Source organism: Micromonospora pisi (assembly GCF_003633685.1).
Taxonomy (GTDB): domain Bacteria; phylum Actinomycetota; class Actinomycetes; order Mycobacteriales; family Micromonosporaceae; genus Micromonospora_G; species Micromonospora_G pisi.
Genome location: NZ_RBKT01000001.1, coordinates 4,553,502 through 4,566,996 on the forward strand (window position 1 = coordinate 4,553,502; position 13,495 = coordinate 4,566,996).

Sequence of the window (13,495 nt, forward strand, 5' to 3'; positions counted from 1 at the left end):
CAGTCCGGCAGCTATGCCCAGGACTTCACCGCCTCTGCGACCGCGGGCTCAGGTTCTGTTCCGCCTGAGGGTGGGAGCAGGAAGCGGAAACGGCGACACCATGGCTGAACCGGAAGAGGAGGCCGCGAGCTTCCTCATACAGCTCGATGATCCGTTGATGAACCTGGTTCTGGATTATGGCGAGGCGACGGCGAGGGCTGCCACAGCTTCGGCTCGTGGCAATCGATCCGAGGCGCAGCACGCAAGCCGTGATGGCTTTCGCTTGTTGACTGAGATGTTCGATCTACGCGACGCCGAACACGCACAGACGAATCGCGCCCCTGAGGCATAGCCTCAGGGGCGCTTCCGTGTTCCTACATTCACACCATGCGTGGGCGGAGTTTCGCCTCAAGGGCGGTTCGTACCGCTGGCCACTCGTCATCGATCACGCTGTAGTAGATCGAGCTACGTCGGTAGCCGTCACGGAGGATTCGGTGGTTGCGGAACGTGCCTTCCTGCGTGGCGCCTAGACCTTCGATGGTCCGTTGCGAGCGGACATTACGTGCATCGGTCTTGAAGGCGACCCGGATGGCGCCGAGCGCTTCGAAGGCATGCCGCATGAGCAGGTACGCCGCCTCCCGCGCGATCCCCCGCTGCCAGTAGTCGGGTGAGATCCACGCCCAACCGAGTTCGATCCCCCGGTGGGCGCGTTGGATGTCGATGTAGCTCATGGTGCCGATCGCCTGGCCGTTGTCGCGATCGATGATGGCGAACGGCAGGCGTACGCCCTGGTCCTGCTCTTCGAGGGCTTCCGTGATGAGTGCGGCTACCTCGGGTTCCGTCTGTGGCGTTGCCTCGTCCAGGTAGGTCCAGATCTCATCGTGGCGAGCCATCTTGGTCAGGTCCGGCAGGTGCGCTTCGGTCAGCGGCACCAGCTCGATCTGATTGCCGATCAGGTTGACGGGCTCTGGCTGCATCGGTGCTGGTCTCACTCGCCGGACACCTCGTACACGAGCACGTGCTTGTCCCCCGCTAGGAGCTGGTCGAACGCTTCGAGCGGCTGTTGGTCGCCGTCGTACGCGACCCGTACCGCGCGGACCACGGATACGCCCGGATCGAGCTTCAGTAGCTCGGCTTCCTCCGGGGTCGGCATGCGGAAGCTCAGCTCGTCGATGTAGTACGCGATCGGCTTCCCATGAGCGCGCTCAAGCACCGACAGCACACCCTCTTCCACCGGCTCCGGAACCGCGATGGCAGTGTCTTTGACCAGGTCGGCGAGGTAGTAGCTGTCCCCGAGTTGGTACGGCTCCTCATCGATCAGCATGATCCGGCGCCGTACGAGTAGGTCCGTTCCCTCGGGCACCGCCAACCACCGGGCCGTTTCCGCCGTGGCCGGCACCTGGCCCACCTCGCGGATGTCCTGTCGGCCGACTCGCCCCTGTCGGGCCGCCTCGGAGTTGAACGTGGCCGCGTGGTGTTCCGCTCGACGTGCCGCCCGGTCCTGGTCCATCGCCAGAACCCGGATCGGCCGTGCCTTGCGTACGTAGGTGCCCTGGCCCTGGCCAGAGCCGACGAGTCCCTGTGACTTGAGCGCGGACAGCGCGAGCCGGACCGTCGTCCGGGAGGCGTTGAACCGATCGGCAAGTTCCCGTTCGGCCGGCAAACGTTCGCCTGGCGTGTAGTCGCCGCGAGCGATTGCCTCTCGAATCGTGGTTGCCAGGGTCACGTGACGGGGCTCCTCGCCGCGTCCGGCGGTACCGCCTGGGCTCTCGGACATCTGCGCTCCTGACGTGGGGGCAACGGTTCGCGCTGGTCAGCAACTCATTCTAGCGCTTGGTACGGACCAAGCCTTGACAGGCTCTCGATCATCATGGGAGGTTCTTGGTACCTACCAAGTGGGCGGCCCAAGTGGGCCACCCAAAGCTGAGGGAGTGTCGGGTGGATACGTCTGTCCATGGGCCGGAACTGGAGCCGAGCCCTGCTGACCTGGCCGCGATCGAGCACGAGTGGCCGCTGATCGAGGCCGAGTTGGCGCTACTGGATGCGGAGATCGTGGCCCTGAACTCCGAGGGCGGGCCGTCGCCGCTCGACCGGCGCAGGATCCGACGGGCCGAGCAGCGAGTCATGCGAGTGGCCGCCGTGCTCACTGACTCGCTGAGTGAGCAGCCGCGCGTCTGGAAGGCAGTGGCCTGATGACTGCGACTACGACGAGCGCGTACCCCAAGCCGGTGGAGGAACTGATTCCCGCCGCTCGTGCGCTCGCAGACAAGCTCGGCGAGGTTCCCTCCCGGAACCGGTTGATGCGGGAGCTTCGGGTGGGCTCGCCCAAGGCGACCGCGTTGCGGGAAGTGCTGACCGTCGCCGACGCCTCGCCCGTCGCGCCGACCGATCCGGTTCCGGTGGACGTGCCACCGGTGCCACCGGCAGACCCGGTGCCGGCGGACGCCACGACCGGGTCCAACTCCGAGCAGGAGATCGCCCTACCCGTGGAACGGCCGGAGCCATTGGCGCCGGTCGTGGTAGACGGACACCCGGTTTCCAAGGTCACCACGGAGGCCGTTCCAGCGGTACGGAAGCCGATGCGGTCGTGGGTGTTGCTGCTGCTGGCCGCGCCCGCGTTCGTGGCCATCTGGTCCGGGTGGGTTGGGCTCGGTGGGCTCACTGGGTTCGGTGTGGTGCATCCGCTTCCGGGGATCTGGGACAGCTTGAGCCTCAATACCGCGATCACTCTGCCGATCGGGGTGGAGGCGTACGCGGCGTACGCGTTGCGGGCGTGGCTGTCCGGCGACGGTGTACCCCGGCGGGCTCGCCGATTCGCCGCCTGGTCGGCGATCGGGTCGCTTCTGTTGGGCGCGGCCGGGCAGGTGGCCTACCACCTGATGGAGTCCGCCGGCATCACCTCGGCCCCGTGGCAGATCACCACCCTCGTGGCCTGCCTGCCCGTGGCCGTGCTCGGCATGGGCGCCGCCCTGGCGCATCTGCTGCACACCGACGAGTCCTGACTTTGCCCGGCGGCGCGGTCTCTGGCCTGGAAACCGCGCCGCGCCGCCGGCCCACCTCCGCTGTCCTAAGACCTCGGAAGGATCCCCATGTTCGCACCCCCGACCGTCCCGCCGGACCGGCCCTGGCCCGTCCCCTTTCTGTCCCTGCCCGTCCTTGTCGTCTCGCTCTGAGCAGGAGGTAACGCACCATGACAAGCAACCCTGATGAGCGGTTCGACTGGTCCGCTGCCGAGGCGGAGCTGTCCGACGGCGCGGACGTGGTCGACCTGGCCGCGCGGCGGCGCAAGACCACCGACCCCGCGAAGTCTTTTGCCGTAGACCTGGACGACGAGGCCGACCAGCAGGACTCCGACGAGCCGGTACCAGTTGACCCGCCGGACCTGGCCATGTCGTCGACGTTCGCCGCCAGCCTGGCCGGCAAAACCTCGACCCGCCGGCCGATCGTTCCCCCGTGGTTGCGGTCGCGCGCCGAGCTGGCCAGTGCTGGGCGGTGGGCGTTGTCGCACTACTCCCACGTGAGCCTGTACCACCTGACTCGCACCCCGAAGTACGCCGGCCGATTGACCTGGCGGGCGCCGTTCGGCGCGGCCCGGCTGATCGGCGCCACCACGCGTTGGGTGTGCGACGCCGAGGGCGGGCCGGTCCGGATGGCCGCAGTACGGCAGGAAAACGCCGAGCTGTATCTCAAGCTGTCCCGGCAGCGGGATGCTCGGGTGCGCTGGCGCGGCATCGTCCTGTCCATCGCGCTGCTGATCGGCGCACCCACGGCAGCAGTGCTGATGGTGCTGGCCGGTTCGTGGCAACGCTGGTTGATGCTCGCCGGTGCGGTGGCCCTGCTCGGCCTGGCCGGTACACCGAAGGACAAGCCGCTGTTGGACGTGGCCGCGGTGACCCCACGGGCGCGGAAGCTGTCGGCCGACGTGGTGACACGGGCGTTCCTGGCCGCCGGGCTGTGCAAGGCCGATGACCTGATCACGTTCCCCGCGCCGATCATGCGTGACGGTCCGGGCTGGCGAGCGATCGTTGACCTGCCGTTCTGGACCAACGCCGACAAGGCCATCAAGAAGCGCGACCAGCTCGCCGCCGGCCTGGACCTGGACGAGGTGCAGGTATGGCCGGAGCGGGTACGCGGCTCTGCCGGTTCCGCCCGCCGGCTGTCCCTGTGGGTCGCCGACGAAGACCCGTACGCCAAGGGATCCGGGTTGTGGCCGCTGATCGCCAAGGGAACCGTGGACATCTTCTCCCCGGTCCCGTTCGGCCAAGACCAGCGTGGTCGGGACATCCCGCTCCTGCTGATGTTCACGTCCCTGCTGGTCGGGGCGATCCCGCGAATGGGCAAGACGTTCGCCGCCCGTCTGCCGGTGCTGGCCGCCGCCCTGGACCCGATCGTGGAACTACACGTCTACGACGGCAAGGGTGGTCAGGACTGGCGGGCGTTCGAACGGGTCGCCCACCGCGTCGGATTCGGCGTACGGGACGAAGTTGTCTTGTCCCTGGTCGAAGACCTGCGGGCGCTAGTGGCGGACATGAACCGCCGGTACGACACGATCGCCACCCTGCCGCCGGACATCTGCCCGGAGTCGAAGGTCACCCGAGGCATCTCGGAGCGGCGTTCGCTCAAGCTCTGGCCGGTCCTCGTCGCGATTGACGAGTTTCAGCGGTACTCCGGTCACCCGGTGCACGGGGAGGAGATCGTGTCCTTGCTGACCGAGCTGTGCAAGGTCGGCCCGTCGGTCGGGATCATGATCCTTCTCGCCACTCAGAAGCCGGACGGCAAGGCGGTGCCGACCGACCTGCGCGACAACATCGGCACCCGCTTCGCGCTCAAGACGATGACCTGGCAGTCCAGCGAGGCAGTGTTGGGCGCCGGTTCCTACACCGCCGGGTACGACTCGTCCCGGTTCCAGCGCGCTCACAAGGGTGTGGGCATCCTGCTCGGCGCGGACGACTCCGGCTCGGTAGAGGAGGCGGTGACGGTGAGGACCAACCTGGCCGCCGCCAAGGATGTCGAAACCGTCGTCACGAGGGCGAGGGAGCTTCGGGAGCGGGCCGGGACCTTGACCGGTCACGCCATCGGCCAGGCGCCGGAGACGACCACCACGGCGGGGGACACCCTGCTTGACGACATCCTGACCGTCGTGCCGGCCGCCGAGGCCAAGGTGTGGTCAGAGACCGTGGTCGCCCGACTGGCCGAACTGCGCCCCGAGGTCTACGGCGCATGGGAACCGGGGCAACTGGCCGCCGCGCTCAAGCCGCACCGGATCACCGTGGGCCGGCAGGTCTGGGGGACCGATCCGACCACCGGCAAGGGCGCCAACCGCAAGGGCATCCACCGCGACGACATCGCCGCCGCTGTGACCGAACGTAATCGGCATCGGAAGGCTGGATAGCCCCGAGTGGGCCGCTAGGTCTAGCGCCGGCACCCGCTAGACCTAGCGGCACCGCTAGCCCTCCATCTCTATCCCTGCCAGGACGCTAGCGACCTAGCGGCCGTGGCTCCGTACGCCCTGAAACTGGCCCTGGAGGCATTTGTGGACCCGTCCGCGATCATCGCTAGCCTGCCCTGCCTTCTTCTTGCTCTGCTCACCCTTGGTTACCTCGTGCGCTGCGCTGCTTCGCCGTTCGGCCCGTGTCGACGCTGCTCCGGCCTCGGCCGAGGCCGGACCTACCGGCACTGCAACCGCTGCGACGGCACCGGCCTTCGCATCCGGATCGGCCGGCACCTGTGGAACGAGATCCGCCGCGAGCACCGCAACGGCATCCGATGACCCGCCACCTCGCCCATACCGACTGGTGCGCCCGTGACCACCGCTGCAACCTCAGCGAACACCGGTCGGAGTCGATCGTGGTGGACCTTCCCGGTCACGGCCGCGCCGTCCTCACCCGCGTCCAGGTCAGCAACGGACGGCAGCACGCCGAGATTCGCGTACGCGTCGCCCTGGCCGTCACCGAACCGGCTGCCCGCCGGCAACTCGCCGGCCTGCTGACGGACCTCCGCCAGGTCGTCACCCGTGCCGCCATCGCCGCCCGTCCTCGGCCACGCCGCGCCGCCTGACCACACGACCTCGTCCGGAAGGAGGAATCTCCTCGTGACCCGAGCACCCTCGTACGACCTGAACGCCGAGCAGGCGGTCATCGGCGCTGTCCTCATCGCCCCGCCCGTCATGGCCGAACTGACCGCTCTGCTCGGCCCGGCTGACTTCTACCGGCCCGCCCACGGCGTGATCTGGGAGGCGTTGTGCGTGATACACGCTGACGGTCTTCCTGCGGATCCGATTGCCCTGGCGGCGTACCTCGCCGAGACCGGCGACCTCGCCAAGATCGGTGGGGCGCCGTACCTGCACACCCTGATGCAGTCCGTACCCACAGCCGCGAACGCCGGACACTACGCCCGCATCGTCGCCGACCACGCCCGCCGCCGCCAGGTCGTCAACCTCGGCGAACACCTCACCCAGATGGCCAACGGTGGCGCGGACGTGGCCGATGTCGTTGCCGCTGGCCGAGCGATGCTCGACCAGGCCGACTCCGGAACCTGGTCACCACTCATCCAGCTCGGCGACCGGCGGCACCTGCCCGAATTCCCCGCGTACGTCCTGCCCAGCTGGGTTGCAGACATGGTCTACGGGGTGGCGGAGTTCACCCAGACTCCGGTCGACCTGGCCGGCTGTGTTGCTTTGGCCGCCCTGTCCACCGCCGCCGGAGGCCGGGCCGAGATCGAGGTACGCGGCTCATGGCGAGAACCGTCGAATCTCTTCACCGTCGTTGCCCTCCCGCCAGGATCCCGCAAGTCGGCAGTGTTCGGTGCCATGACCGGGCCGCTGCTCGTGGCTGAGAAGGCGTTGGTGGAACGCACCCGGCCAGCGATTGTGGAAGCCGAGCTGGCTGCCCGCGTGGCTGGTAAGGCTGCCGAGAAGGCTGCGATTGCCGCCGCCAACGCCGATGCCTCCGGACGGGACACGTTGTTGGCCGAGGCAACCGCTGCCGCGATGAACGCCGATGCCGTCGCCGTGCCGGTTCTCCCGCAGCTCATCGCCGACGACGTGACGAGCGAGGAGGCGGCATCCCTGCTGGCGGAGCAGGGCGGGCGCCTGGCCGTGCTGTCCCCGGAAGGCGGCATCTTCGCCACCATCGCCGGCCGCTACTCCGGCACCCCCAACCTGGAGGTCTTCCTCAAGGGCCACGCCGGAGACATGCTGCGAGTCAACCGGCGCAGCCGCGACCCCGAACACGTCGAACATCCCGCCCTCACGCTCGGCCTGGCCGTGCAACCCGACGTGCTCCGTGACATCGCCGGTATGCCCGGTTTTCGGGGCAAGGGACTCCTTGCCCGGATCCTGTTCTCCCTGCCAGAGAACACCGTCGGACGCCGAAAGATCGGTGCTGATCCCGTGCCGGAGCAAATCGCCACCGCATACGCGGCCAACCTTGGTGCTCTGGTGATGACGCTGGCCGATTGGACCGACCCGGCCGTACTCCTGCTCACGCCGGAAGCCAACGAGCGGGTGTTGGAGATCGAACGAGCCGTAGAACCCCGGCTCGGACCTGGCGGCGCGTGGGCGCACATCGTGGACTGGGGCAGCAAGTACACCGGGGCGGTAGTCCGCGTCGCCGGGCTGATCCACCTCGCCGAACACCTCCGCGACGGGTGGGGCAAACCCATCCAGGCCGAGACCATCGAACGGGCTGCCCTGCTCGGCGAGTATTTCGCCGCCCACGCCCTGGCCGCGTTCGACGACATGGGAGCCGACCAGACCACCCGACACGCCCGCCACGTCCTGGGCTGGATCGAACGCACCGTTACCAGCGCCTTCACCAAGCGCGAGCTGTTCCGGGCGGTCAAGAACGCGCAGATGTCGACCGTCGCCGACCTCGATCCCGCGCTCGCCGTGCTGGAGATGCACGGCTACATCCGCCAACTTGATGCGCCCGCCCGAACTCGTTCCGGCGGACGCCCGCCCTCGCCCTCGTACCTCGTCCACCCCGACGTTCATCGGCCCGTCGCCACCGTCCACGCCCTCGCCGACGCCGACACCCGGCGGTCCGCGTGAAGGGCCTGACAGAACTGACACAACTGACACAACCCCCTGCCATCCGAGGTTCTGTCAGTTCTGTCAGTTCTGTCACCGGTTCTGCCGGACGGAGCGGGCAGGAGGCGCCAGAGCTTCGGCACCCGGCGGCCGTACCAGATATCCGACTCAGCCCATGCCCAGGCGACTCGAAGGAGAACTCCTCAGCCATGGACGCCCCTGAACTGGTGCGTACTCCTCTCTACCGTCCGGCGGAAGTTGCGAAGGTGCTCGGCTGCTCCGAGTGGTGGATCAGGGAGCAGGCGCGTAAGCGTCGCATCCCGTTCAGCTGGATCGGTGGTAGCTACCGGTTCACCGATGGGCACCTGACCGAGATCATTCGGCTCTTCGAGGTGCGGCCGACCGAGGCCGGACCGGTGTCGTGCGAACAGGCGCAGGAGCCCAGAGCACGCGTGCCGCGCGCGGTGCAGTCGGTAACCCGTCTCCGGGCGCGAACGCCTCGCCGGGCACTCGGCGCTGACCAGTAGTCATCCACTGCCGCCTGAATCCAAGAAACCCTCGCCTGCTGACCAGCGACGACAACAACGGAGGAACCAGACCTTGGGGTACGCGGAGAAGCGCAGCGGCTACTGGCGCGGTCGGTACAAGATCGATCGTGGGAAGTACGGCACGGTGGCTGACACCACTGGTGTCACGATTCGCTTCCGGACCAAGCGTGAAGCCGAAGCGGCGGCGAACGATGCAGAAGCCAAGGTACGCGGAGGTGTGTGGCGGGACCCGGCCGTCGGGCGGATCACCTTCGGGGAGTACGCGAGCCGGTGGTATGAGGTACAGGACCTGGCCGCGTCGACCATGCAGAACTACCGCCGCCACATCGAAGAACACCTCCTGCCCGCGTTCGAGCACAAGCCCATCGCGGACATCACGGCAGCCGACATCAGCGTCTGGGAGAAACGGGAACGGGCTGTGCCCTACGCGGACTCCAGCGTCAAGACCTGGCGCGCGACGCTTCATCTCATCTTGGCCGACGCGGTTGAAGAGGGGATCCGCGAAACCAATCCGGCTGCCAAGCGTCGGGGGAGGGGCAAGCGAGCCGGGCGATCCCGGAGCCGGGGACCGGAGAAGGCGGTGACCAGCGCTCTCGGAATTCTGCTCATCGCCGAGCGGGCGGCCCTGCTGTCCGGCCGTGATGACGAATTCGTCGCCATCACGCTCATGGGCTTCACCGGGATGCGGTGGGGCGAGTTGGTCGGGCTGGAGACGGAGTTTGTCCGGCCCAACAGCGTCCGCGTGGAGTGGCAGCTCTACGAGCTGGACACGGGCGAGCTTCGCCGATGCCCGCCGAAGGATGATTCCCGACGGACGATCGACACTCCGGGCTGGCTGGCTGAGTTGGTGTCGAGTCACATTGCTCGCACCGGGCCGAAGCCGTGCCAGTGCCATGGACGGACGTACGTCTTTCAAGGTCATCGGGCGGCGAATGGTGCGGCAAGTCGACCGGGAGCGAAGCTTGTTGACGTTGCCCGCCGGGCGGGCGTTTCGACCGGCACGGTGTCGACGGCTCTGAACCGCCCTGAGGCCGTCACGGAACCGACCCGAGCCAAGGTCATGATTGCTATCGCCGATCTTGGGTACGTCCGTGGCGGTCCATCGGGGGAGCTTGCCGCCCATTGGCGTCGTACGGGCTTCGCGACGTGGCTGTTTCATCCCGCTGCCACTGGGTGGTACCCGAGGAAGGCTCCCCATTCGGCTCGGCCGGTGCCGATTCTCGGCAATCCCTGGCCAGGCGTACCGGTGCGGGGCCGGAACGCATTCGAACGCGCCGACTCATGCTGGGTGCCCATTGCCCCGAAGCTGACGCCGCATGGGCTGAGGCACACTCACAAGACCCTCATGGTCGAGTTGGGCGTACCACCAAAGCTCATGGACGAGCGAATGGGTCACGAGGACGGGTCGGTGCAGGCCCGGTACTCACACGTCACGGCGGGAATGCGCCATCGGCTTACGGAGGACCTGACGGGCCTCTGGGGGGCTGCCTTGGCCGCCCGCCGGGAGATCGCCCCCGGCTCGCCTGTGGCAATTCTCGACCAGCTGTTGCAGGCTGCCCGGCCGTGAGCATCGGTAGGTGTGCTTGAAGGCCCACTTATGCGATCGCTTAGTGGGCTCTTGCTGGCACTTCTGGCAGACTCGGGCCGATCTCCCATTAGGAGCCCGGCCCGAGTCTGTGCAAGAGGGTAGAGTGTCGGATTCGTATCGACGATTGCTCCGGATTCAAAGTTCGACTGCTTGGCGCCGTGGAGGCGAGAGCGCATCCGTGCGAATTGTCGCGGATCTTCTGTTGCTAGCATGTCCGTCAGCGAATACCCAATGTGCAGGGTTGTTAGGTTTCCAGAGCCTCACCTTTCATTGCCTGCTCTGTCGTTTGTATCACGCCGAAACCAGGTTTCTGTGTCGCCACCAGCCGATATCCTTGAGGCCATTCGTGTGGTTTTGTGGGGTTTAGGTTGGCGAGTGCCTCAGAGATTATGAGCTTATTCTCCTCGGCGCCAGCGAAGATCGCGCATCTATGAAACCTCGCGTGCATGAAAACGCCCAACTTTGAGAATGGCGTCTTCGAGAAATCTGCGTCACCATCAAAGCGGGCCAGCCTAAAGTTGGCGAGCCCGTCGACCGTGACATTTGTGAAATCGATGTTGCCCAAAAAGACAGCGCCGGTTGCCGAGACTGCACTTATGAATGACCCGGAGAAGTCGGCGTCGCCGATGAAGTGGGCACCCTCGATGTTGATTCTCCCAGCCTTACAGCTGGAGATATCCCAGTCGATCAGCGTTGCTCCTCTCAGGTTCAGGTCGATATCCCCCCAGTACTTCCCGTCATGGGCTGCTCTTCCGTCGGGCAAGAAGAAGCACCACAGGTGCTTCACGATTAGGTCTTGGGCAGCTTTCCTGACCTCTAGATCCTCTAGGATCACAGAGTCTTTGGTGTAGTCAATGAATGCAGGGTTACTGGAGATCAATGCTTGCACGCCGCTGGGTTCGCCGATTGGCATTCGGAGGTACGAACATATGAGGCTCATCACCGTTTCGCGATGGCTCGGATTATCCTGAGCAAGTCTTTCCAGTGAGTATAGGGCGGCCAAACGTACTGTCGCCTTTTCTGAGCCTAGCTGTTCTGCCGCCTTGACGTATAGGTCGGTGATCCGCCTCTCTGCGGCGTCATGCTTTGCGTCTTCTGCTGTTCGGTTTTTGTACTCTTGATCCGCGTGGTCTACGCGTTCTTTAACGTACTGTCGACGTAGTGCAAGAAAAAGAGCAACAAGCCCGCCCGTTCCGGCTCCTATGGCAAGGATATTTCGGATAACGTCTAGGCGGAGCTGTGCTTCGCGGACGGCAAGCTCTGGCGAGCTGGGCACGTTCGTTGGGACCTTCGCGGCCTCCCACATGAGCGAAGCTGCCGCGCCAGTGAGAATACAGGCGACGATTAAGAGCGAAATCAGGGTTGCAAGATGGATCGGTCGGTAAGTGCGGGGCTTAGGAGCTTTCTCGGGTTTTTTGGTTTTCTCCCTCTTGTGGTTGGACCAGCGGGCGCGTAGGGCGGTGACGGGTTTGAGTCGTTTGCGCCACCAGGGGCGTTCGGGCATCCCTAGATTGTCTTGTAGCAGCGCAACTTCTGTAATTGCCTGGTTGCGCTCGACTGCTGGGCCTGCCGGTTCGATGGCCGGCGGATGGCCTACCGCAATCACCTGCGGACGCGGCGCCTCGGTCACCTCGCCGACTTGGCCGACATCTGCCCTTCGCGTTGGTGGTTGCCCTGCAACTCCGGTGAGACGCCGGTCGACTGCCCGTCCAAATTAACCACCGATGGTTCTGGTGGGCATGCCCTGTCTCCCGCTGTCCGCGTCACCCCAGCGGCGTGGGATGCGATGGCCGGTGAGTGAGAGGGGTGTGACAGTGGCTAACAAGGGTCGCTCCTGGGTCGCTCCTGGGTCGCTCCTGGGTCGCTCCTGGGTCGCTCCTGGGTCGCTCCTGGGTCGCTCCTGGGTCGCTCCTGGGTCGCTCCTGGGTCGCTCCTGGGTCGCTCCTGGGTCGCTCCTGGGTCGCTCCTGGGTCGCTCCTGGGTCGCTCCTGGGTCGCTCCTGGGTCGCTCCTGGGTCGCTCCTGGGTCGCTCCTGGGTCGCTCCTGGGTCGCTCCTGGGTCGCTCCTGGGTCGCTCCTGGGTCGCTCCTGGGTCGCTCCTGGGTCGCGCTCCTGGGTCGCTTGTCGCGGGCTTGGCCATCGGGGAGAGGAAGAGCTACTGGACCCAGGAATTTCAAGATCGTCTCCCGGATTTCTCCCACGGCGCCCCTAGGAGACGAGTCAGGGCCGGTCTCCCGTGAAGGAGACCGGCCCTGACCTGCACCAACTCTGTCGGGGTGGCCGGATTCGAACCGACGACCTCTTCGTCCCGAACGAAGCGCGCTACCAAGCTGCGCTACACCCCGAGCTGCTGACAAATACTAGCCCACCAGCCCCGGTGGTCAAATTCGGTATCCCGGCGCGTGCTCCTCGGCAGCCCAGCGTGTTGCACGGGGGCAAACAGGCCCGAACGCTCAGCGTGGAATCAGGGTCAGCAGCGACGCCTCGGGCCGGCAGGCGAACCGGATCGGCGCCGTCGGGTGGGTGCCGACCCCGGCCGAGACGTGCAGCCAGGCGTCCGAGTTCGGCCACCGGTGCAGGCCCTTGGCCATCGAGAGCGGCAGGTCGCAGTTGGTGGTCAGCGCGCCGTAGAACGGTACGCAGACCTGGCCGCCGTGGGTGTGTCCGGCGAGCAGCAACTGGAAACCGTCGGCGGCCATCTCGTCCAGCAGCGGCGGCTCCGGCGAGTGGGTGAGCCCGATCGAGAGGTCGGCCTGCTCCGAAGTGGGGCCGGCGACCGACCCGTAGTCGTCCCGCTCCACGTGCGGGTCGTCCACCCCGACCAGCTCGACCGTACGGCCGCCGGCCTTGATCGTCGTACGGGCGTTGTTCAGGTCGGCCCAACCGGCACCGACCAGCACCTCACGCAGGTCCTCGGTCGGCAGGTCGACGCCCTGGACGTACTCCCGCTCCGGCAGCACGTAACTCAACGGGTTCTTCCAGACCGGACCCCTGTAGTCGTTCGAGCCGAAGACGAATGCCCCCGGTACGTCCAGCAGCGGCTGAAGTGCCCGCAGCACCCCCGGTACGCCCCCCGGGTGTGCGAGGTTGTCGCCGGTGACCACCACCAGGTCCGGGTCGGTGGCCGCGAGCGAGGCCACCCAGCGCTGCTTACGTCGCTGGTCCGGTGTCATGTGCAGGTCGGAGAGGTGCAGGATGCGCAGCGGTTCCGCGTCGGTGGCGAGCACCGGTACGTCGAAGCGGCGGAGGGTGAACAGGTTCCGCTCGACGAGCGAGGCGTACGCGAAAGTGGCTGCCCCGGCCGCGACGGTGCCGGCGGCCAGTCGGAATACGGTGCGCTTCTGCATGGCGC

At 66.6% G+C, this 13,495-nt stretch carries 13 protein-coding genes and 1 tRNA gene; 9 read left to right on the plus strand and 5 right to left on the minus strand.

Annotated features, from left to right (window positions below):
- Positions 1-100 precede the first annotated feature (100 nt).
- Positions 101-331, plus strand: a complete 231-nt coding sequence (locus tag BDK92_RS38475; protein WP_147457052.1) for a hypothetical protein — start codon at positions 101-103, stop codon at positions 329-331.
- 28 nt (positions 332-359) lie between these two features.
- Here BDK92_RS38475 and BDK92_RS19275 read toward each other — a convergent pair whose 3' ends face one another.
- Positions 360-956: a GNAT family N-acetyltransferase gene (locus tag BDK92_RS19275; RefSeq protein ID WP_121157955.1), complete on the minus strand. Its 597-nt coding sequence runs from the start codon at positions 954-956 to the stop codon at positions 360-362.
- Between the two features lie 11 nt (positions 957-967).
- Positions 968-1,756, minus strand: a complete 789-nt coding sequence (locus BDK92_RS19280) for a GntR family transcriptional regulator (protein WP_121157956.1) — start codon at positions 1,754-1,756, stop codon at positions 968-970.
- Between the two features lie 161 nt (positions 1,757-1,917).
- Between BDK92_RS19280 and BDK92_RS19285 the strand changes: the two genes are divergently transcribed.
- From BDK92_RS19285 to BDK92_RS19320, 8 genes are all read left to right on the plus strand, one after another.
- Positions 1,918-2,172 carry a DUF6284 family protein gene (locus BDK92_RS19285; protein WP_121162389.1) on the plus strand — a complete coding sequence of 85 codons (255 nt, stop codon included), beginning with the start codon at positions 1,918-1,920 and terminating at the stop codon, positions 2,170-2,172.
- Positions 2,172-2,981: an ABC transporter permease gene (locus tag BDK92_RS19290; RefSeq protein ID WP_121157957.1), complete on the plus strand. Its 810-nt coding sequence runs from the start codon at positions 2,172-2,174 to the stop codon at positions 2,979-2,981. The genes BDK92_RS19285 and BDK92_RS19290 overlap by 1 nt, the downstream gene beginning before the upstream one ends.
- A gap of 188 nt (positions 2,982-3,169) precedes the next feature.
- Positions 3,170-5,371, plus strand: coding sequence for an FtsK/SpoIIIE domain-containing protein (locus BDK92_RS19295; RefSeq protein ID WP_121157958.1), 2,202 nt, complete (start codon positions 3,170-3,172; stop codon positions 5,369-5,371).
- A gap of 102 nt (positions 5,372-5,473) precedes the next feature.
- Positions 5,474-5,749: a hypothetical protein gene (locus tag BDK92_RS19300; protein WP_342775830.1), complete on the plus strand. Its 276-nt coding sequence runs from the start codon at positions 5,474-5,476 to the stop codon at positions 5,747-5,749.
- The gene (locus BDK92_RS19305; protein ID WP_121157959.1) at positions 5,746-6,036 is read left to right on the plus strand and encodes a hypothetical protein; all 291 of its coding nucleotides are present in this window, start codon (positions 5,746-5,748) and stop codon (positions 6,034-6,036) included. The genes BDK92_RS19300 and BDK92_RS19305 overlap by 4 nt, the downstream gene beginning before the upstream one ends.
- Before the next feature lie 34 nt (positions 6,037-6,070).
- Positions 6,071-8,029 carry a DUF3987 domain-containing protein gene (locus BDK92_RS19310; RefSeq protein WP_121157960.1) on the plus strand — a complete coding sequence of 653 codons (1,959 nt, stop codon included), beginning with the start codon at positions 6,071-6,073 and terminating at the stop codon, positions 8,027-8,029.
- 188 nt (positions 8,030-8,217) lie between these two features.
- On the plus strand, positions 8,218-8,535 hold the full coding sequence (locus BDK92_RS19315; RefSeq protein ID WP_121157961.1) for a helix-turn-helix domain-containing protein: 318 nt from the start codon (positions 8,218-8,220) through the stop codon (positions 8,533-8,535).
- 73 nt (positions 8,536-8,608) lie between these two features.
- A complete protein-coding gene (locus BDK92_RS19320; RefSeq protein WP_121157962.1) occupies positions 8,609-10,123 on the plus strand; it encodes a LacI family DNA-binding transcriptional regulator in 1,515 nt (504 codons plus the stop codon).
- A gap of 265 nt (positions 10,124-10,388) precedes the next feature.
- On the opposite strand, the gene BDK92_RS19325 is transcribed toward BDK92_RS19320, so the two are convergent.
- The 3 genes from BDK92_RS19325 to BDK92_RS19340 form a co-directional block, all read right to left on the minus strand.
- Positions 10,389-11,648: a pentapeptide repeat-containing protein gene (locus BDK92_RS19325; RefSeq protein WP_121157963.1), complete on the minus strand. Its 1,260-nt coding sequence runs from the start codon at positions 11,646-11,648 to the stop codon at positions 10,389-10,391.
- Positions 11,649-12,414: 766 nt separating this feature from the next.
- Positions 12,415-12,488 (minus strand) — tRNA-Pro (locus BDK92_RS19335).
- Between the two features lie 108 nt (positions 12,489-12,596).
- A complete protein-coding gene (locus tag BDK92_RS19340; protein ID WP_121157965.1) occupies positions 12,597-13,490 on the minus strand; it encodes a metallophosphoesterase in 894 nt (297 codons plus the stop codon).
- Positions 13,491-13,495: the final 5 nt, after the last annotated feature.